The organism is Pseudomonas sp. PSE1(2024), assembly GCF_050990555.1.
Lineage (GTDB): Bacteria > Pseudomonadota > Gammaproteobacteria > Pseudomonadales > Pseudomonadaceae > Aquipseudomonas > Aquipseudomonas aphyarum.
On the sequence record NZ_CP158967.1, the window covers coordinates 55601 to 74708 of the forward strand.

The window sequence follows — 19108 nt, forward strand, 5'->3', positions numbered from 1 at the left end:
CCGGAATCGATCAGAATCAACCATGCAACTTGCCCGATTTTTCCGGGACTAACCCAAGACATTCACTTATGGAGCGTAGGAAAAATGGAATCAGCCACTGAGCACCAAGGCCGCATTCTGCTGGTGGACGATGAATCCGCCATCCTGCGAACCTTTCGTTATTGCCTCGAAGACGAAGGTTATACCGTCGCCACCGCCAACAGCGCGGCTCAGGCTGACGCGCTGCTGCAACGCCAGGTGTTCGATCTGTGCTTCCTTGATTTGCGCCTGGGTGAAGACAACGGCCTGGATGTATTGGCGCAGATGCGCATTCAGGCGCCGTGGATGCGGGTCGTGATCGTCACCGCCCATTCGGCTGTCGACACCGCGGTGGACGCAATTCAGGCCGGCGCTGCCGACTATCTGGTCAAGCCGTGCAGTCCGGATCAATTGCGCCTGGCGACCGCCAAGCAACTGGAAGTACGTCAGCTATCGGCGCGTCTGGAAGCCCTCGAAGGCGAGATCCGCAAACCCAAGGACGGTCTCGATTCCCACAGCCCGGCGATGAAAGTCGTACTTGAAACCGCGCGGCAAGTGGCGGGCACCGACGCCAATATTCTGATCCTCGGCGAGTCCGGCACCGGTAAAGGTGAACTGGCCCGAGCCATTCACGGCTGGAGCAAGCGCGAGAAGAAATCCTGCGTGACCATCAATTGCCCGTCGCTGACCGCCGAACTGATGGAAAGCGAGCTGTTCGGTCACAGTCGTGGCGCGTTCACGGGAGCCAGCGAAAGCACGCTGGGTCGGGTTAACCAAGCCGATGGCGGTACGCTGTTTCTCGACGAAATCGGCGATTTTCCGCTGACATTGCAACCCAAGTTGCTGCGTTTCATTCAGGACAAGGAATACGAGCGGGTAGGGGATCCGGTTACCCGCCGCGCCGATGTGCGCATTCTCGCTGCCACCAACCTCAATCTCGAGGACATGGTGCGCGACGGGCGTTTCCGTGAAGACCTGCTCTATCGCCTGAACGTCATCACCCTGCATCTGCCGCCGCTGCGCGAGCGGGCCGAAGACATCCTGACCCTGGCCGACCGTTTCCTCGCTCGCTTCGTGAAGGAATACGCGCGCCCCGCGCGGGGTTTCAGTGATGAGGCTCGTGAAGCACTGTTGGGTTATCGCTGGCCCGGCAATATCCGCGAGCTGCGTAACGTGGTCGAGCGGGCGAGCATCATCTGCCCGCAGGAGCGTGTGGAAATCAGCCACCTCGGCATGGCCGAACAACCGGCGAACAACGCGCCACGGGTTGGCGCCGCGCTGAGCCTCGACGAGCTGGAGAAAGCCCACATCGGCGCGGTACTGGCGACTGCCGGCACTCTTGATCAGGCCGCCAAGACTCTGGGGATCGACGCCTCGACCCTGTATCGCAAGCGCAAGCAGTACAACCTGTGAGCATCCGCCGATGAAACTGGCGATGAAGTTGCGGACTCGCTTGTTCCTGAGCATTTCCGCGCTGATCACCGTGGCCTTGCTCGGGCTGATGCTCGGGCTGGTCAGCGTGATGCAGATGGCCGGCACCCAGGAGGCGCTGATCCGCAACAACTTCGTCACCCTCGATCTGGGGCTCAAGCTGCGGCAGACGCTTGGCGATCAACTGATCATGATGCTTGCCGAGAAACCCGATCCCGTGGCGTTCGAAGCATCCAAACAACGCTATTTCGAATTGCTCGACGAGGGTATCGCCCAAGAGCAGAAAAACGACAATCGCCAATATGGCTTCAGTCAGGCGAAGAGCGATTACCTGACCTTCCTTGAGGCGTTCGATATCTCCCGCGATCCGGGCGCCGCCCTGAGTGGTAGTGGCGACTTGCGCGAACGATTCAACACCCTGCGTAACGGTTTGATCACCGAGCACAAGCACGCGCTGGATAACATCAACGCTGTCCAGCACGCTGCCCGTGACCGGGCGCTGCTGATTTCCGGCCTGCTCGGGCTGGTGGGGCTGGCAGTGCTGATCATTGGTTTCGTTACCGCCCAGGGCATTGCGCGGCGTTTTGGTGCGCCGATCGAAGCGTTGGCCAAAGCGGCGGACAATATCGGCCAAGGCAATTTCGAAGTGACCCTGCCGGTGTCCTCGGCGATGGAGATCAATCTGTTGACGCGCCGCTTCGGGCTGATGGCCGAAGCCCTGCGCGAGCATCAGGCGACCAATGTCGACGAACTGCTCGCTGGCCAGCAGCGCCTGCAAGCGGTACTCGACAGCATCGATGATGGTTTGCTGATGATCGACCGTCAGGGTCGTCTGGAACACTTGAACCCGGTGGCCCAGCGGCAACTGGGCTGGGACAGCGACCGTTTCGGCGAGGGTCTGGGCACAGCGCTTCAGCGTCCGGAACTGGATGCGCAATTACAACTGGTGTTGCGCGGCGGCACGCTCGAGCGGGCGCCGGAAGATTTGAGCATCGAGGTCGATGGCGAATCGCGCCTGCTGACCTACAGCCTGACGCCGGTCAGCCATACCCAGGGGCATATCCTCGGCGCCGTGATGGTCTTGCACGACGTCACCGAACAGCGCGCCTTCGAACGGGTGCGCAGCGAGTTCGTGCTGCGCGCGTCCCACGAATTGCGCACACCGGTCACGGGCATGCACATGGCTTTCGGGCTGTTCCGCGAGCGGGCTAAGTTTCCTCCGGAGTCGCGCGAGTCCGACCTGCTCGACACGGTTAATGAAGAAATGCAGCGCCTGATGCAGCTGATCAACGATCTGCTGAACTTCTCGCGCTATCAGAGCGGTTTGCAGAAGCTCACGCTGGCGCCGTGTTCCATCGAGGATCTGCTGGAACAGGCGCGTTTGCGTTTCGCCGATTCGGCGGCGCAGAAGGGCGTTACCCTGCAGGTCGAAGTGCAGGGCCCGCTGCCACGCTTGCAGGCGGATCAGGCGCAGCTTGATCGAGTCCTCGACAACCTGATCGACAACGCCTTGCGCCACACGGCGCGCGACGGGCTGATCCGCTTGCAGGCCCGGCGCCATGGCGAACGGGTGATCATCAGCGTCGAAGACAACGGCGAAGGGATTGCCTACGGTCAACAAGGGCGGATCTTCGAACCGTTCGTTCAAGTCGGGCGCAAGAAGGGCGGAGCCGGGCTGGGTCTGGCGCTGTGCAAGGAAATTGTGCAGTTGCACGGTGGGCGGATGGGCGTTTACTCGCGGCCGGGGCAGGGCACGCAGTTCTACATGGCGCTGGCGGTCTAGGCTTCGTCGTCAATCCGGCGGCCGGCTAGCCGCCGACCACGGGTGATCAGTTCGATGAACTGCACCGCGCTCAAAGCGTGGGCGAACAGCCAGCCCTGACCGAATTTCACCCCTTCGCTGCTCAGCAGCTCGGCCTGGGATTCATATTCGATCCCTTCGGCGATCACCTTCAGGTCCAGCGCCTGGGCCATGTGAATGATGTGCGGCGCGACACCGCTGCTGGCGGCGTCATGGCCGAGGGCGTCGATGAAGGCCTTGTCGATCTTCAAGCAATCCACCGGCAAGGTTTGCAGGTAGGCGAGGCTGCAATAGCCGGTGCCGAAATCGTCAATCAGCACCTGATGGCCGACATCCCGCAGCGCCTGCAGGTTTTCCCGGGCCACCACCACATCGATCAGGCCGCGTTCGGTCACCTCGAAAGCAATCTGCCGCGCCGCCACCCGGTGCAGGGTCAGCAGCCGCGCCATGACCTGGCCGATGCGCGGCACCATCACGTCGCAGGCGGCCAGGTTCACCGAGATGTACAGCTGCGGATTGGCTCGCAGCAATTGGCCGAGCTGCTCGAGCAAGCGTTGCAGGACGAAGTCGGTCATCTGGCGAATCTGCCCGGTGTTCTCGGCCATCGGGATGAACAAATCGGGGCTGGTCAGCGTGCCGTCCGGCCGGCGCCAGCGCAGCAGGGCTTCGGCGCCGACGCAGTTGCGGCTGTCGAGATCGAAGATCGGTTGATAAAGCACCTGCAACTCGCCCCGGCGGATCGCGCCGTGCAGCTCGGCATCCAGCGACTGGCGCTGGCGCACGATCCAGAACACCAGAACGCCTACCAGCGCACCGAGCACCAGACAGAACGGCACCATCCACCACCAAAGCTCCGGAATGTGCATGCCCGAGCGCGGGCTGATCAGCACCAGTTGGTATTCCGGGTTATCGGTGGGCATGCGGTAGATCAGGTGCGACTGGGTGACTTGCAGCGCATCCGGAGTTTTCGGCGGCCAGGGTTCAGTGGGTGGCCAGGCTTGTGGAACGCCGAGTACCGGAATCGCCCGGGTCCCGTGATCCAGCACCACCAGCAGGCTGCTGCCGGGCGACAGGTCGACCATGTCGGTCAAATGCCCGCGTGAAGTGGCGACGCGAAAGTTGCCGCGCCCGAGCATCAGCGCTGCGCGGTTTTCATCGGGTTCGGTGGTGGTGTTCAGCCAATAGCTGTAGGTCGGGCCTTTGATGTCCGGAGGACGGATCACCGACAGGCCTTCCTGGCGCGGACGGTTGGAGCAGATCCGCGTGGCGTCCATGTAGGCCGCTTCATAGACGAAGCGGTAGTTGAACGTCACTTGCTGCAACGTGGCGATCATTTCGTCGTCGCAGCTGCGCAAGGGTTGGGCTTCGAGGTCGTCGAGGCTTTCGCGCAACTGGCCGAACAGTTGCTCCAGACGCGCCAGGAACCGCTCGCCCTGGGCGTTCATTTCCTGGCTTTCGCTTTGTTCGACCTGGCGCATGGCCACGAACAGCCCGCCGGTGATCAGCAGGCTCGCACTGAGGACAGCCGCTATCATCGCCAGAAACCAGGGGCGATAAAACCAGCTACGCAGCGTCTCTCGGGTAGCAACCATCATGGATATCCGAAGAATTACCAATGAGTTATAGCTGCTGATTGCACTTTCGCCCTGACCGTCGGGCGGGCGTCATTATTTTGTCTGATTCAGCACCAGCAGCAACGCTGCCGTTTGCGCATCCGGCGTGCCGTCAAAGCGCGTAGGGCGGTAGTGCATCTGGAAGGCCGCGAGCACATGGCGGGTCGCCACATCCAGCTCCCCGGTCTGCGGCGTCGAGTAGCCCAGGCGCGCCAGTTGGCTCTGGAACCAGGTGATGCTCGGCAGCTCGGCGTCGAACTGCGCCTGTTGGCGTGCCACGGCTTGTTCGTTGGGCCAGAGCCCCAGCCCTTCGGCCGCCAGGCGCTTCCAGGGGAACAGCGGTCCCGGGTCGAGCTTGCGCAGCGGGGCGATGTCGCTATGGCCGATGATGTGGCGCGGGCTGATGCCCTGGCGCTTGCTGATGTCCTTGAGCAGAACGATCAGCGATTGCACCTGGGCTTCGCTGTAGGGATACCAGAGGCGACCGGTCGGCGTGTCCTTGAAGCCCGGATTGACGATCTCGATGCCGATCGAGCTGGAGTTGAGCCAGGTACGGCCTTGCCATTCGCTTTCGCCGGCGTGCCAGGCCCGCAGGTTTTCGTCCATCAGCTTGTAGATGGTGGCGTTCTTGTCGTCGCCGATCAGGTAATGGCTGCTGACTTCGCCGTGGGTCAACAACTGCAATGAGCGTTCGAGTGAAGCGGAGGTGTAGTGCACGATCACAAATTGCACGCGACTGTCGTGATTGACCGAAGGATGGCTGGTGTCAAAACGCGGGCCGCTGGCACAACCGGCCAGTAAGAGTAGCGACGCGAGCAGGGTAAAAAATTTCATGGCAGAGGGCAGTACACGCAAGACGATAATGCAACAGTGTAACGTATCGCCTTGCGCTTCGACGCTTAAAGGGCTGATTTAAACAATATGGAACAATTGCCTCAGCCCAGCTCCACCCGGTTACGCCCTGCGTTTTTCGCCCGGTAAAGCGCCTGATCGGCTCTTTTGAGCACCAGATCGCTGTGTTCTCCCGGCCGGAACGCCGCCAGCCCCATGGAAACCGTGATCGTGACGCGCTCGCCCTTGAAGTGAAACGGGCAGGCTTCGATGGAAGCGCGCAGGGTTTCCAGGAGTTTGGTGCCGACGGCCGGCGGAGTGGCCGGCAGCAGCAATACAAATTCCTCTCCACCAAATCGGGCAATGAAATCGCTGCCACGCAGGCGTTTGCGCAGCACCGTCGCGATGATCTTCAACACCTTGTCGCCGGCCAGGTGGCCGTAGTTATCGTTGATCCGTTTGAAGTGATCGAGGTCGAGCATGGCCAGGCTCAGGGTGTTGCCATGTTGCTGCCATTGGGCGATTTCATGTTCGAGCCGTTCGGTCCAGGCCGCGCGGTTGGGCAGGCCGGTGAGGGGGTCGATCAGGGCTTTCTGGCGCTGCTCTTCAAGGTGTTCGCGATAGCCGAGTGCTTCCTGCTCCATGTGCGCGACGCGCTCGGCCAGGCTTTTCAGGCGTCCGGCGACTTCCTGTTCTCGGGCGTCACGCTGCTTCTGGTGCTGATCCATCGTGCCGAGCAGGCCTTCGAGGTGGTTTTCCAGCACTTGCTTGAGATCATCCAGATCGGCCGCTTCCTGCACGCTGTTCTGCAAGCCGTCGACCTGTTCGCGGATCTGCGTGTCCATCGCCCGCGCCGCGGAGCTGTTGTCGGCGTGGCCTTCGCTGGCGGCCTGCAAGTTGCTCTGGAACGCTTCGAGGCGTTCGTTGAGTTGCTGCAAATAAGCTTCGAATTCGTGCTGGCCGCTGTCGGTAATCGCCAGCATCAAGGTCGCCAGATCGTCGAGGATCGGCAGCAGTTCGTACCAGTTCAGACCGTTTTTCAGGCGATCGCGCATGGCTTCGGCTTGCGGGCGGTGGCGCTCCGGCAGGGTCAGGTCGTCCAGCAACCCGATCAGCGTGTCTTCGATGTGTTTGGCGACCGAGCTGTAGGATGGTTCTGGCGAGTCCGGCAGGGCGTAGAGGATGTCGTGCTCGGATTGCTCGGGATCGATTGCGGCCAATGCCTGGGCGATGGGCTCGGGCAGGGGCAGGCTGTCGAGGATCACCGGCGGCGGGGTATCGCCGGGGTGGATCAGTTCGTCCGGGTTGATGGCTGTTGGCACTGTCGGCGCGAAAACCGGTGGAGGCGTGAAAGCCTGCGGCTCCGGTTTTGGCTCGGCGGGTTCTGGTTCGCTAGAGGCGGTAGGAGCTTCGGTGAGGATTCTGGCCGGCTCGAAGGCCACCACCTCCGGCTCCGCATGATACTCGGGGGTTGGCTCCGGAATTTTCGCTGGTTCGGCCACGGGGGCGGCGATCGGTGCTTGGCTGACGGGCGTAGAGGCGACCGGTTCGGCGGTCGTGACAGGCGCTTCCTGCAAGGGCGCTGTTTCATGCGTGACGGGCGCTTGCTCTGGCGGTGCGGGCGGTGCCGCCACGGCAGGCTGGGTCGCCGTCGCAGGCGTTTCCTCGTTGTCGCGGCTGCCGAACAGACGCTGCAACAATCCGGGGCGTCCCGGTTCTGCCGGGGTCTCCAGCTGGCTCAAAGCCTTGCCCTGCAAGCCGCTGAGTTCGCTGAGCAGCAGCGGCATTTCCCTTGCCTGACTCACCCGGCCGTCCAGCTGCTTGGCGAATTTCTTCAGCGGCTGGGCCACATCGCGGGGCAGGGGCAGGGATTGCAACTGAGTGACCAGCGCAGTCAGTGCAGTGCTGACCTGTTCGATCCGGGTTTCCCGGCGCTGCTCGGAATCGAGCACGGCTTTTTCCAGGCGCGGCAGCAAGGCGGCGAGGCCGGCGTCCATGTCATCGGTGCGCACCACGTCGCGCATCTCTTTCATGCACTGATCGACCACGCGGTCGGTGCCTTCCGCCGCCAGGGTGCTGCGCACCAGGCCACGGCGCAGCAGGTCGAGCCGGGCGTCCCATCGACGTTCGAGCTTTTCCTGTTGTTCGATGCTTTTGAGGTATTTCTCTTTCCAGCGCTGGGCTTCGTCGCTCATTCAGGGGTTCCGCGAAGGGCAGTGCTCAACGCGGGCAATGCATCGGCCGTGAGCGAACCCGGCAGACGAATCTCTACCGCGACCGGCAGGTGATCGGAAATCGGTTGTGCCAGCACTTCGACCTTTTCCAGGGTCAGGGTCGGGCTGAGCAGAATATGGTCCAGGCAGCGCTGGGGGCGCCAGCTGGGGAATGTCGCTTCGAGTTGCGGGGCCAGCAGGCCGAGGTCGCGCAACGGCGAGTGTTGCAGCAGATCGCTGGCGTGGGTGTTCATGTCGCCCATCAGCACCTGATGCTTGTAGCCGCCGATCAGTTCGCGGATGTAGGCCAGCTGCATGCTACGCACCCGGGCGCCGAGCGCCAGGTGCATCATCACCACCACCAGCGCTTCCGGGCCTTCGCCGAAGCGCACCAGAATCGCACCGCGTCCCTTCGGACCCGGCAGCGGATGGTCTTCGATCGCCCACGGCCGCAGGCGACTGAGCACGCCATTGCTGTGCTGGGCCAGTCGGCCAAGGTTGCGATTGAGTTGTTGATACCAGTAGGGGAAGGCGCCGAGCTGGGCCAGATGTTCGACCTGATTGACGTAGCCTGAACGCAGGCTGCCGCCATCGGCTTCCTGCAGGGCGACCAGATCGAAGTCGCCGAGCAGATTGCCGATCTTTTGCAGATTGGTGGAGCGCCCGGGGTGCGGCAGCAGATGCTGCCAGCTGCGGGTCAGGTAGTGCCGATAGCGCTCGGTGCTGATGCCGACCTGAATATTGAAGCTGAGCAAGCGCAGACGGCTGTCTGCGGGCAGGCCCGTCGATTCCAGGTGATGCTCGTTGACCTGCGGATCATGCAGGCCAACGACGCGTTCGGTTCCCCAGCGGCGCATGGCGATTGCCGCGCTTAGTTGGCGGCTGCCTTGTTGGTCGCTCGCTCTTTGGCCACCAGTTGGTCAGCCAGTTTCAGCGCCTGTTCGGCACCGCCGGCAGAGCCGATGTCAAAGCGGTACTTACCGTTGACGATCATGGTTGGAACGCCGGAGATTTCATACTTCTTGGCCAGTTCGCGGGCTTTCACGATCTGCCCCTTGATGGCGAACGAATCGAAGGTCGCCAGGAACTTGTCCTTGTCCACGCCTTGAGTGGCGAGGAAGTCGGCCATGTCGTTCTTGTCGGTCAGTTTCTTGTGTTCTTTCTGGATCGCGTTGAATACGGCAGCGTGTACGTTGTGCTCGACGCCCATTGCTTCCAGGGTCAGGAACATCTGGCCGTGAGCGTCCCACGGGCCACCGAACATCGCAGGAATGCGCACGAAGTTGACGTCGGACGGCAGTTTTTCAACCCACGGATTGATCACCGGCTCGAACGCGTAGCAATGCGGGCAGCCATACCAGAACAGCTCGACCACTTCGATCTTGCCAGGCACGGCGACGGGTACCGGGTTGCTCAGTTCGACGTAAGGGGCAGCAGGGGCTTCGGCGGCCTGGGCGGTCACGCCGAACAGGCTGGCAGCGACGAGGGCGGCGCTGATGATCAGATTACGCATGCTTTACTCCTGGACAATTTTGGTCGCCTCGCGCGACCTGTTTTCAGACAGATCCTGGCGGGCATGAGTTCTGTAGTGTAACGGCAGCGGCCACAAAAAAGGGCGGCCAAAGCCACCCTTTTTATACTTGCTGCGACGGATTAATCGAGCGTTAACGTGGCAGGCGTTGGCCATTGCACACAACGCTCGAATCGCGCGTCTTAGTGCAGGCCCTGAATGTAGCTGGAGACTGCCGCGATGTCTTCGTCGCTCAGCTTGCGGGCGATGGTGCGCATGGTCATCGCGTCGCCGTCGTTGCTGCGGCCGGCTTCTTCCTTGCGGAAATCGGTCAGTTGCTTGGCGATGTACTGAGCGTGTTGGCCACCCAGGTGCGGGAAGCCGGCGGCTGCGTTGCCGGCGCCGTTCGGCGAGTGGCAGCCGGTGCAGGCTGGCAGGCCTTTCTCGAGGTTGCCGCCACGGAACAGGGCTTCACCGCGAGCGACGATTTTTGGATCGGCAGCGCCGACGCTGCCTTTCTGGCTGGCGAAGTAGGCGGCGATGTCGGCCAGGTCCTGATCGCTCAGGTTGGTCAGCAGGCCGGTCATTTCCAGAACGGTGCGCTTGCCCGACTTGATGTCGTGCAATTGCTTGGTCAGGTAGCGTTCACCCTGTCCGGCCAGCTTTGGAAAGTTTGGCGCCATGCTGTTGCCATCCGGGCCATGGCAGGCGCCGCATACGGCGGCTTTTGCCTGGCCTGCGGCTGCATCACCGGCAGCATGGGCGAAGCCTGAGATTCCCACGGTCAACAGCAGACTCACGATCAGTTTGTTCATCAGCTAATCCAACTACGGCTAAGGGTTAAGAGTTATGGACCGGGCTTACTCTCGCTCATCCAGAGGATGAGGGCCTGGTAATCCTCGGCACTGCAGTCCATGCACAAACCACGCGGCGGCATCGCCTTGAAACCCTGGGTCACGTGTTGCACCAGCGTCTCCATACCTTTCGCCAACCTCGGCGTCCAAGCTTCCTGATCGCCTCTTCTGGGCGCCATGGGTAGTTGGCCGGAATGACAGGCTCCACAAACACGGTTGTACACGGCTTCCGGATCCTGTGTAGCCTGTGCGCTGTAAAGCGGCATCAAGACTCCGGCAGCCAGCAGCCATTTCGTCATAAAACGACCTTTTCAGGGTTGAGAGCGTTCTGCGTTCTAATGCGCAATCAAGGTCTGTCGCTCTCGTGAACTTCATCCTTCGCTGGGACAAAGCACACACAAAATCTGCGGCATTATATACTGGCGTCACTGAAACGGAAGCGACACCGCGTTCCGCGCCTAATCCCGGCGCCGCCCACATCGGAAATCCCATGCAACTCAAGAATCCCATCCTCGGCCTGTGCCAACAGTCCACGTTCATGCTCAGTGCCGCCAAAGTCGATCAGTGCCCCGACGACGAAGGCTTCGAAGTGGCGTTCGCCGGTCGTTCCAACGCCGGTAAATCCAGCGCACTGAACACTTTGACTCACGCCAGCCTGGCGCGCACCTCGAAAACCCCGGGTCGCACACAGCTGTTGAACTTCTTCAAGCTAGACGATGAACGGCGTCTGGTCGACCTCCCGGGCTACGGTTATGCAAAAGTACCGATCCCGCTCAAGCAACACTGGCAGCGTCATCTTGAGGCTTACCTCGGTGGCCGCGAGAGTTTGAAGGGTTTGATTCTGATGATGGACATCCGTCATCCAATGACCGACTTCGACCTGCTGATGCTCGACTGGGCCGTTGCCGCCGGCATGCCGATGCACATCCTGCTGACCAAGGCCGACAAACTGACCTACGGCGCAGCCAAGAACACGCTGCTCAAGGTGCAGTCGGAAATCCGTAAGGGGTGGGGCGATCAAGTGACGATCCAGCTGTTCTCCGCCCCGAAACGCATGGGCCTGGAAGAGGCCTACACTGTGCTGGCGGGCTGGATGGAACTGGCAGACAAAGGCGCGGAAGCGGCGACCGAATAATCGGAATATGGAAAATTGGCTGTAGTGCGGTCAGGCAAGGCAAAAGTGTTAGTAAAACGGCCGGGGTCGCGCTCGACTTTAGGGGACCTAAATGAGCATTTTTACTAACGCTTTTAACGCAGCATGACCGCGCTACAGCCAATTTTGAGGCAAAAAAAAGCCCCGGACTTCATATGGGGAGGGAGAAGTTCCGGGGTTTAAGTTCCGAACCGCTAGGGCGGGGTTCAGATATCTGCCAACACTTAACACAACATAGGAGCATCGAAGGGCTTCACCAGCCATTCAGTATCTCTGAGTGCCCTGTCGCAAGATTAGTTCAGAATCTTTTCAAAAAACTTTGGAATAAGCTAAAGAACGATCAGGCCTAAGCGCTTTCCGGTGCCTTTGCCGCGACGCTCGGTCGCGGCAAAACCCCGTCCCAGAGGCCTCAGTGCGCCTCGTCCCAGTTGTTGCCAACCCCCACTTCCACCAGCAACGGCACATCCAGTTTTGCCGCTTCACTCATGTGCACACGAATTTCTTCGCGAACCTGATCGACCAGATCCTCGCGAACCTCCAGCACCAGTTCGTCGTGCACCTGCAGGATGACTTTGGCGTCCAGCCCGGAAGCGCTCAGCCAGTTATCCACCGCCACCATGGCTTTCTTGATGATGTCTGCTGCAGTGCCCTGCATCGGCGCGTTGATTGCCGTGCGCTCGGCGGCAGCGCGTTCCTGCGGCTTGTTGGAGTTGATGTCCGGCAGATACAGGCGACGACCGAAGATCGTTTCCACAAAGCCTTGGTCTGCTGCCTGGGCGCGGGTGCGATCCATGTATTCACGCACGCCCGGATAACGCGCGAAGTAGGTGTCGATGTAGGCCTTGGCGGTCTTGGTGTCGACGCCGATGTCCTTGCCCAGCTTCTGCGCGCCCATGCCGTAGATGAGGCCGAAGTTGATCGCCTTGGCGCCACGGCGCTGGTCGGACGACACTTCATTCAGCTCAACCTTGAACACTTCGGCCGCCGTGGCGGTGTGCACGTCCAGATTGTTGCGGAACGCGTTCATCAAGCCTTCGTCGCGAGACAGGTGCGCCATGATCCGCAGTTCAATCTGCGAGTAGTCCGCCGCCAGCAGCTTGTAGCCTTTCGGCGCGACGAACGCCTGACGGATGCGTCGGCCTTCAGCAGTGCGCACCGGGATGTTCTGCAGGTTCGGATCGCTCGACGACAGGCGACCGGTCGACGCAACGGCCTGATGGTACGAAGTGTGGATACGCCCGGTGCGCGGGTTGATCTGCTCCGGCAGGCGATCGGTGTAGGTGCTTTTCAGCTTGCTCATGGAACGGTGTTCCATCAGCACTTTCGGCAAGCGGTGATCGTCTTCGGCCAGTTTCGCCAGCACTTCCTCGGCGGTGGACGGCTGGCCCTTGGCGGTCTTCTTCAGCACCGGCAGACCGAGCTTTTCGTAGAGGATCACGCCCAGTTGCTTCGGCGAGCCCAGGTTGAATTCTTCACCGGCGATCTCGAAGGCTTCACGCTCCAACGCGACCATCTTGTTGCCCAGCTCAATGCTCTGGATGCCGAGCAGCTCAGCGTCGACGAACGCGCCCTGGCGCTCGATGCGAGCAAGCACCGGCACCAGCGGGATCTCGATATCGGTCAGTACGCTGGCCAGGCTTGGGATGGCGCTTAGCTTCTCGAACAGCGTCTGGTGCAGACGCAGGGTCACGTCGGCATCTTCGGCGGCGTATGGGCCGGCCTGTTCCAGGGCGATCTGGTCGAAGGTCAGTTGCTTGGCGCCTTTGCCGGCGATGTCCTGGAAGCTCACGGTGGTGTGATCCAGGTACTTCTGCGCCAGGCTGTCCATGTCGTGACGGGTGGCGGTGGAGTTAAGCACGTAGGACTCAAGCATCGTGTCGAAGGCGATCCCGCGTACGGTGATGCCTTCGTTCTGATCGCCACCGATGGCGCAGTTGGCCAGGATGTTCATGTCGAACTTGGCGTGCTGGCCGACCTTGAGCTTGTTCGGGTCTTCAAGGATTGGCTTGAGCGCGCGCAGCACGGTGTCGCGATCCAGCTGCTCCGGCACGCCGATGTAGGAGTGGGTCAGCGGGATGTAGGCCGCTTCGTTGGCCTGTACCGCGAAGGACAGACCGACCAGTTGTGCCTGCTGCGCATCGATCCCGGTGGTTTCGGTGTCGAAGGCAAACAGCTTGGCGTTCTTCAGCTTTTCCAGCCAGACGTCGAATCGTGCCTGATCGAGGATGGTTTCGTACGCGGCTTCAGCCGGAGCGGCGGGCGCTTCTTCGGCAGGCGCGCTGAACAGATCGCCGACCGGCGCAGGCTCGGTGGCAGCGCTCAGCTCCAGACGCTTGGCGTCCCGCTCCAGATCGTTGATCCAGCTCTTGAACTCCAGCAGGGTGTAGAGCTCAAGCAGTTTGGCCGAATCTTCCGGGCCCATTTGCAGGTCGTCGAGGCCGATATCCAGCGGCACGTCGACCTTGATGGTCGCCAGTTGATAGGAGAGGAAGGCCATCTCCTTGTGCTCTTCGAGCTTGGCCGGCAGGGTCTTGGCGCCGCGAATCGGCAGGGTCGGCACGATGTCGAGCTGCGCATACAGCTCGGTCAGACCGCCGTTGACGCCCACCAGCAGGCCGGACGCGGTCTTCGGGCCGATGCCGGGAACGCCGGGGATGTTGTCGGAAGAATCGCCCATCAGGGCCAGATAATCGATGATCTGCTCGGGAGCGACGCCGAATTTCTCCTTCACGCCTTCCACGTCCATCGAGCTACCGGACATGGTGTTGACCAAGGTAATGTGGCCGTCGACCAGTTGCGCCATGTCCTTGTCGCCGGTGGAGATGATCACCGGGCGGTCGGCCGCCGCGCTGCTGCGGGCCAGGGTGCCGATCACGTCATCGGCCTCGACGCCTTCGACGCACAGCAGCGGGAAACCGAGGGCGATCACGCTCTGATGCAGCGGCTCGATCTGCACGCGCATGTCGTCGGGCATGCTTGGGCGGTTGGCCTTGTATTCGGCGTACATCTCATCGCGAAATGTCCCACCCTTGGCGTCGAACACCACGGCGAACGGGCTGTCCGGATACTGCTTGCGCAGGCTCTTGAGCATGTTCAGCACGCCTTTGACCGCACCGGTCGGCAGGCCTTTGGAGGTGGTCAGCGGTGGCAGCGCGTGAAAGGCGCGGTACAGGTAAGACGAACCGTCCACCAGGACGAGGGGGGCTTGGCTCATGAGCAGAATCAACCTTTTCGGCGGGCCCGGCGCTAGAATAGCGGGACCGTTGACGACAAAGGGACAAGGTTATCATGCGTACGTTAAATCGCTTGCTGCTGGTCAGTCTGATTGCTGTCTCACCGCTGGCCGCGATCGCGGCGGATGATGCGCCGTCGTCGGAGCCGGAAGTTACCATTAGCACGCACACGGAAGGCGACAAGGTCATTCAGGAATACAGCCGGAGTGGATTCGTGTATGCGATCAAGGTCACACCGAAGGGCGGCAAACCGTATTTCCTGGTGCGCGCCGATGGTACGGACGCGAACTACATCCGGTCCGACCAGCCGAATATGCTGATTCCAGCGTGGGAAATCTTTACCTGGAAGTAAGTTTCCTGACTTTTAATCGGCGCCGTTTGATGGCGGCGCCAGAACTGAGCAGTTTTTAACCATGTCTGTGTTTACCCCCCTGGCTCGGCCCGAGCTGGAAACCTTTCTCGCCCCTTACGGGCTCGGCCGTCTGCTCGATTTCCAGGGGATCGCCGCCGGCAGCGAAAACACCAACTTCTTCATCAGCATGGAAAAGGGCGAGTTCGTCCTGACCCTGGTCGAGCGCGGCCCGGTGCAGGAAATGCCGTTCTTCATCGACCTGCTCGACGTCCTGCACGAAGCCGATCTGCCGGTGCCTTATGCACTGCGCACCACTGACGGCGTGGCCCTGCGCGAGCTGAAAGGCAAACCGGCGCTGCTGCAACCGCGCCTGGCCGGCAAGCACATCAAGCAGGCCAACGCCCAGCATTGCGCGCAGGTCGGTGAGTTGCAGGCGCACCTGCACCTGGCGACCCAGAGCGACAACATGATCAAGCGCAAGACCGATCGTGGCCTGGACTGGATGCTGGAAGAGGGCACGCAGTTTCTTTCGCACCTGAGCGATGAACCGCGTGCGCTGCTGCAAAAGGCGCTGGACGAAATCACCCAACAGAAAGAGAAAATTCTCGCGCTGCCACGGGCAAACATCCACGCCGACCTGTTCCGCGACAACGCGATGTTCGAAGGCACGCACCTGACCGGGCTGATCGACTTCTACAACGCCTGCTCTGGCCCGATGCTTTATGACGTGGCGATTGCCCTGAACGACTGGTGTTCGGACGATGACGGCCTGATCGACGGCCCGCGTGCACGTGCGTTTCTTGGTGCCTACGCGGCACTGCGTCCGTTCACGGCAGCCGAAGCCGAGCTGTGGCCGACCATGCTGCGAGTGGCGTGCGTGCGGTTCTGGCTGTCGCGTCTGATCGCGGCGGAATCGTTCGCCGGGCAGGACGTGTTGATCCACGATCCGAAAGAGTTCGAGCAGCGGCTGGCGCAGCGTCAGACGGTCAGTACGCCGCTACCTTTCGCCCTGTAAAAGAAAAAACCGCAGCCTGTGCAGGCTGCGGTTTTTTTGTATCAGAGCGATTCCAGGCATTCCGCCAGATCATTCCCCAGCTTCTCCAGCACTTGCTCGTAACCCTGAGCTGTAGCTGGCGTGTACCCGCCCAACGCATCCAGCTCCGCCAGCTTCACCGGCAGGCCTGCCACCAGGGTCTCGGCCAGACGTGGACGCAGCGGCGGCTCACTGAACACGCAGGTCTTGCCGACTTCCTGCAAACGCGTGCGCATTGCCGCCACATGTTGGGCGCCCGGCTGCACTTCCGCCGCGACGCTGAACACGCCGGTGTGTTTCAGGCCGTAGGCGTCTTCGAAGTAGTCGAAGGCTTCGTGGAAGACGAAGTAGGGTTTGCCTTCAACACTGGCTAGGCGTTTCTTCAAACGCTGATCCAGTGCATCCAGACGCTCATCGAACGCTTTGGCGTTGCTCTGATAGCGCTCGGCATTGGCCGGGTCGGCGGCGCTCAGGTCAGCGGCCATTTTGTCGGCAATAACCCGTGCGTTCACCGGTGATAGCCACAAATGCGCATCGAGGCTGCCCGGGCGATGGTCGTGATCGTGTTCGTCGGCTTCTTCGGCATGGGAATGGCTGTCTGCGGCGAAGCGGCGCAGTTTCATGCCCGGCAGATCCTGCACGGCAACGCTCGGCAGCGTACGACCGTTCAGCACGCGAGGCAGGAATCCTTCCATGTCCGGGCCGATCCAGTACAGCAGGTCCACCGATTGCACCTTGCGTACATCGGACGGACGCAACGCGTAGTTATGCGGCGAAGCCCCCGGCGGCAGCAGCACTTCCGGAATCGCCACGCCGTCCTGCACCGCAGCGGCAATCAGTTGCAGGGGCTTGATGCTGGTGAGGACTCTGACCTCGGCCTGAGCCGGACCGATCAGCAGAAAACCGGTGATGAATACGACAAAAACAGAAAAAAGTCGGGACACGATGACCACTCAATGAGGCGAGAACGGGTAACATAATAACGTCTCTAACCAAACTCGTCGCCGCTCATGCCTATTACACCGATTGCCAGCCGTCCCCACGACCACTCGCACTGCGTTCACAGCGCGCTGTCCGAGGCCGATGCCCTGTGTGCACAGAAAGGCTTGCGCCTGACCGCGTTGCGCCGGCGGGTGCTGGAACTGGTCTGGCAGAGCCACAAGCCGCTGGGTGCCTACGACATTCTGGCGGTGCTCAGCGAGCAGGATGGCCGCCGTGCCGCGCCGCCAACCGTGTACCGGGCGCTGGACTTCCTGCTGGAAAACGGTCTGGTGCACCGTATCTCCTCGCTGAATGCCTTCGTCGGCTGCGTTCACCCGAAACATTCGCACCAGGGCCAGTTCCTGATCTGCCGTGAATGCCACGCCGCCATCGAACTTGAGCAAAAAACCATCAGCGACGCCATCGTCCACAGCGCCAAGGATGTCGGCTTCATCGTCGAGGCCCAGACCGTGGAAGTGGTCGGCCTCTGCTCCGGTTGCCGGGGGGCTTGATGAGCGATGCGTTGATCCGTCTGGAGCAGGTGGCGGTCCGGTTTGCCGGGCAGAACGTGCTGGACAACATTCACCTGAGCGTCGAGCCGGGGCAGATCGTCACCCTGATCGGCCCCAACGGCGCCGGCAAGACCACGCTGGTGCGCGCCGTGCTCGGGCTGTTGAAACCCGACAGCGGCAGCGTCTGGCGCAAGCCGAAACTGCGCGTGGGTTACATGCCGCAAAAACTTCACGTCGATCCGACCCTGCCGCTGTCAGTGCTGCGCTTCCTGCGGCTGGTGCCGGGCGTCGATCGCCCACGTGCGCTGGCGGCACTCAAGGAAGTCGGCGCCGAGCATGTCATCGACAGCCCGGTGCAAAGCGTTTCCGGCGGTGAAATGCAGCGCGTGCTGCTGGCACGGGCACTGCTTCGCGAGCCGGAATTGCTGGTACTTGATGAGCCGGTGCAGGGCGTCGATGTCGCCGGGCAAGCCGAGCTGTACAGCCTGATCACCCGTCTGCGCGACCGTCACGGCTGCGGCGTGCTGATGGTGTCCCACGATCTGCATCTGGTGATGAGCACCACCGATCAGGTGGTGTGCCTCAACCGTCACGTCTGCTGCTCCGGGCATCCCGAGCAGGTCAGTGGCGATCCGGCCTTCGTCGAGTTGTTCGGCAACAATGCGCCGAGCCTGGCGATCTATCACCACCATCATGACCACGCCCACGACCTGCACGGTTCGGTGGTCAAGGGGCCTGTGACAGGCCAACCTCACGTTCACGGAGATAGCTGCAAGCATGGCTGATTTTCTGTTCTACGCCCTGCTTGCAGGTCTGGCGCTGGCGGTGGTCGCGGGGCCGCTGGGCTCGTTCGTGGTCTGGCGGCGCATGGCCTATTTCGGCGACACCCTGTCCCACGCCGCTCTGCTCGGCGTGGCGCTGGGCTTTCTGCTGGATGTCAGCCCGACCGTGGCGGTGACCGTTGGATGCCTGTTGCTGGCGGTGCTGCTGGTGACCTTGCAACAGCGTCAGCCACTGGCGTCCGACACGCTGTTGGGCATTCTTGCACCGAGCACGCTCTCTCTCGGGCTGGTGGTACTAAGCTTCATGCATGAAGTGCGGATCGACCTGATGGCCTATCTGTTCGGCGACCTGCTGGCGATCAGCCCGACCGATCTGGCGTGGATCCTCGGCGGCAGCGCGGCGGTGCTGGTGTTGTTGGTGACGCTGTGGCGACCGCTGCTGGCGATCACCGTGCACGAAGAACTGGCCAAAGTCGAAGGCCTGCCGGTGGCCGGTCTGCGCATGGCGCTGATGCTGCTGATCGCAGTGGTGATCGCGGTGGCGATGAAAATCGTCGGTGTGTTGCTGATTACTTCGCTGTTGATCATCCCGGCGGCTGCGGCACAACGTCACGCCCGTTCGCCGGAGCAGATGGCACTGGGCGCGAGCGTGCTGGGCATGCTCGCCGTGTGTGGCGGGCTGGCGCTGTCCTGGTTCAAGGATACCCCGGCCGGCCCGTCAATCGTTGTGACGGCGGCCGCACTGTTTCTGCTGAGTTTTGTTCTGCCCCGTCGAGGGGTGTAGACTTGCT

Annotated in this window: 17 protein-coding genes; 8 read left to right on the forward strand and 9 right to left on the reverse strand. The window is 61.7% G+C overall.

Annotated elements, in window-relative coordinates:
• Nucleotides 1-84 precede the first annotated feature (84 nt).
• Both algB and ABTV87_RS00265 read left to right on the forward strand, forming a co-directional pair.
• Nucleotides 85-1431 (forward strand): sigma-54-dependent response regulator transcription factor AlgB, encoded by a 1347-nt coding sequence (gene algB / locus ABTV87_RS00260; RefSeq protein ID WP_007954049.1) that lies wholly within the window; start codon nt 85-87, stop codon nt 1429-1431.
• 10 nt (nt 1432-1441) lie between these two features.
• Complete coding sequence (locus tag ABTV87_RS00265; protein WP_433898806.1) at nt 1442-3232, forward strand: KinB sensor domain-containing domain; 1791 nt, start codon at nt 1442-1444, stop codon at nt 3230-3232.
• Here ABTV87_RS00265 and ABTV87_RS00270 read toward each other — a convergent pair.
• From ABTV87_RS00270 to ABTV87_RS00300, 7 genes are all read right to left on the reverse strand, one after another.
• Entirely contained in the window at nt 3229-4842 is a 1614-nt protein-coding gene (locus ABTV87_RS00270; RefSeq protein ID WP_170929372.1) for an EAL domain-containing protein, read from the reverse strand. The genes ABTV87_RS00265 and ABTV87_RS00270 overlap by 4 nt on opposite strands.
• Nucleotides 4843-4917: 75 nt before the next feature.
• Nucleotides 4918-5697: an N-acetylmuramoyl-L-alanine amidase gene (locus tag ABTV87_RS00275; RefSeq protein ID WP_007954046.1), complete on the reverse strand. Its 780-nt coding sequence runs from the start codon at nt 5695-5697 to the stop codon at nt 4918-4920.
• Between the two features lie 101 nt (nt 5698-5798).
• The gene (locus ABTV87_RS00280) at nt 5799-7889 is read right to left on the reverse strand and encodes a diguanylate cyclase (RefSeq protein ID WP_433898807.1); all 2091 of its coding nucleotides are present in this window, start codon (nt 7887-7889) and stop codon (nt 5799-5801) included.
• The gene (locus ABTV87_RS00285) at nt 7886-8764 is read right to left on the reverse strand and encodes an endonuclease/exonuclease/phosphatase family protein (RefSeq protein WP_007954044.1); all 879 of its coding nucleotides are present in this window, start codon (nt 8762-8764) and stop codon (nt 7886-7888) included. The genes ABTV87_RS00280 and ABTV87_RS00285 overlap by 4 nt, the downstream gene beginning before the upstream one ends.
• Before the next feature lie 14 nt (nt 8765-8778).
• A complete protein-coding gene (locus tag ABTV87_RS00290; RefSeq protein WP_007954043.1) occupies nt 8779-9420 on the reverse strand; it encodes a thiol:disulfide interchange protein DsbA/DsbL in 642 nt (213 codons plus the stop codon).
• Between the two features lie 200 nt (nt 9421-9620).
• The gene (locus ABTV87_RS00295) at nt 9621-10232 is read right to left on the reverse strand and encodes a c-type cytochrome (protein WP_085606391.1); all 612 of its coding nucleotides are present in this window, start codon (nt 10230-10232) and stop codon (nt 9621-9623) included.
• Nucleotides 10233-10264: 32 nt separating this feature from the next.
• On the reverse strand, nt 10265-10570 hold the full coding sequence (locus ABTV87_RS00300) for a c-type cytochrome (protein ID WP_045121721.1): 306 nt from the start codon (nt 10568-10570) through the stop codon (nt 10265-10267).
• Between the two features lie 191 nt (nt 10571-10761).
• Between ABTV87_RS00300 and yihA the strand changes: the two genes are divergently transcribed.
• On the forward strand, nt 10762-11406 hold the full coding sequence (gene yihA / locus ABTV87_RS00305) for a ribosome biogenesis GTP-binding protein YihA/YsxC (protein ID WP_007954038.1): 645 nt from the start codon (nt 10762-10764) through the stop codon (nt 11404-11406).
• Between the two features lie 427 nt (nt 11407-11833).
• Here the strand turns inward: yihA and polA are convergent, their stop codons facing one another.
• Nucleotides 11834-14638 carry a DNA polymerase I gene (polA, locus tag ABTV87_RS00310; RefSeq protein WP_433898808.1) on the reverse strand — a complete coding sequence of 935 codons (2805 nt, stop codon included), beginning with the start codon at nt 14636-14638 and terminating at the stop codon, nt 11834-11836.
• 74 nt (nt 14639-14712) lie between these two features.
• Between polA and ABTV87_RS00315 the strand changes: the two genes are divergently transcribed.
• Both ABTV87_RS00315 and ABTV87_RS00320 read left to right on the forward strand, forming a co-directional pair.
• Nucleotides 14713-15009: a DUF2782 domain-containing protein gene (locus ABTV87_RS00315; RefSeq protein ID WP_273898081.1), complete on the forward strand. Its 297-nt coding sequence runs from the start codon at nt 14713-14715 to the stop codon at nt 15007-15009.
• A gap of 61 nt (nt 15010-15070) precedes the next feature.
• Nucleotides 15071-16024 carry a homoserine kinase gene (locus ABTV87_RS00320; RefSeq protein ID WP_433898809.1) on the forward strand — a complete coding sequence of 318 codons (954 nt, stop codon included), beginning with the start codon at nt 15071-15073 and terminating at the stop codon, nt 16022-16024.
• 41 nt (nt 16025-16065) lie between these two features.
• Here ABTV87_RS00320 and ABTV87_RS00325 read toward each other — a convergent pair whose 3' ends face one another.
• Nucleotides 16066-16986: a zinc ABC transporter substrate-binding protein gene (locus ABTV87_RS00325; protein WP_258712694.1), complete on the reverse strand. Its 921-nt coding sequence runs from the start codon at nt 16984-16986 to the stop codon at nt 16066-16068.
• Between the two features lie 66 nt (nt 16987-17052).
• On the opposite strand from ABTV87_RS00325, the gene zur reads away from it, so the two are divergent.
• Genes zur through znuB form a run of 3 tightly spaced genes read left to right on the forward strand, consistent with a single transcriptional unit; the run spans nt 17053 to nt 19101 of the window.
• Nucleotides 17053-17535 (forward strand): zinc uptake transcriptional repressor Zur, encoded by a 483-nt coding sequence (zur, locus tag ABTV87_RS00330; RefSeq protein ID WP_011331783.1) that lies wholly within the window; start codon nt 17053-17055, stop codon nt 17533-17535.
• Nucleotides 17535-18320, forward strand: a complete 786-nt coding sequence (gene znuC, locus ABTV87_RS00335) for a zinc ABC transporter ATP-binding protein ZnuC (protein WP_064379570.1) — start codon at nt 17535-17537, stop codon at nt 18318-18320. The genes zur and znuC overlap by 1 nt, the downstream gene beginning before the upstream one ends.
• Complete coding sequence (gene znuB / locus ABTV87_RS00340) at nt 18313-19101, forward strand: zinc ABC transporter permease subunit ZnuB (RefSeq protein WP_007954005.1); 789 nt, start codon at nt 18313-18315, stop codon at nt 19099-19101. Before znuC ends, znuB begins: the two co-directional genes overlap by 8 nt.
• The last annotated feature ends 7 nt before the right edge of the window (nt 19102-19108 follow it).

Bases quoted from the DNA above. Each gene is read 5' to 3' on its own strand.
- ABTV87_RS00320 (WP_433898809.1), top strand. From the start codon at position 15,071: ATGTCTGTGTTTACCCCCCTGGCTCGGCCCGAGCTGGAAACCTTTCTC.
- ABTV87_RS00285 (WP_007954044.1), bottom strand. From the start codon at position 8,764: ATGCGCCGCTGGGGAACCGAACGCGTCGTTGGCCTGCATGATCCGCAG.
- znuB (WP_007954005.1), top strand. From the start codon at position 18,313: ATGGCTGATTTTCTGTTCTACGCCCTGCTTGCAGGTCTGGCGCTGGCG.
- ABTV87_RS00265 (WP_433898806.1), top strand. From the start codon at position 1,442: ATGAAACTGGCGATGAAGTTGCGGACTCGCTTGTTCCTGAGCATTTCC.
- znuC (WP_064379570.1), top strand. From the start codon at position 17,535: ATGAGCGATGCGTTGATCCGTCTGGAGCAGGTGGCGGTCCGGTTTGCC.
- ABTV87_RS00295 (WP_085606391.1), bottom strand. From the start codon at position 10,232: ATGAACAAACTGATCGTGAGTCTGCTGTTGACCGTGGGAATCTCAGGC.
- yihA (WP_007954038.1), top strand. From the start codon at position 10,762: ATGCAACTCAAGAATCCCATCCTCGGCCTGTGCCAACAGTCCACGTTC.
- zur (WP_011331783.1), top strand. From the start codon at position 17,053: ATGCCTATTACACCGATTGCCAGCCGTCCCCACGACCACTCGCACTGC.
- ABTV87_RS00280 (WP_433898807.1), bottom strand. From the start codon at position 7,889: ATGAGCGACGAAGCCCAGCGCTGGAAAGAGAAATACCTCAAAAGCATC.
- ABTV87_RS00290 (WP_007954043.1), bottom strand. From the start codon at position 9,420: ATGCGTAATCTGATCATCAGCGCCGCCCTCGTCGCTGCCAGCCTGTTC.
- ABTV87_RS00315 (WP_273898081.1), top strand. From the start codon at position 14,713: ATGCGTACGTTAAATCGCTTGCTGCTGGTCAGTCTGATTGCTGTCTCA.
- ABTV87_RS00275 (WP_007954046.1), bottom strand. From the start codon at position 5,697: ATGAAATTTTTTACCCTGCTCGCGTCGCTACTCTTACTGGCCGGTTGT.
- ABTV87_RS00300 (WP_045121721.1), bottom strand. From the start codon at position 10,570: ATGACGAAATGGCTGCTGGCTGCCGGAGTCTTGATGCCGCTTTACAGC.
- algB (WP_007954049.1), top strand. From the start codon at position 85: ATGGAATCAGCCACTGAGCACCAAGGCCGCATTCTGCTGGTGGACGAT.
- ABTV87_RS00270 (WP_170929372.1), bottom strand. From the start codon at position 4,842: ATGGTTGCTACCCGAGAGACGCTGCGTAGCTGGTTTTATCGCCCCTGG.
- polA (WP_433898808.1), bottom strand. From the start codon at position 14,638: ATGAGCCAAGCCCCCCTCGTCCTGGTGGACGGTTCGTCTTACCTGTAC.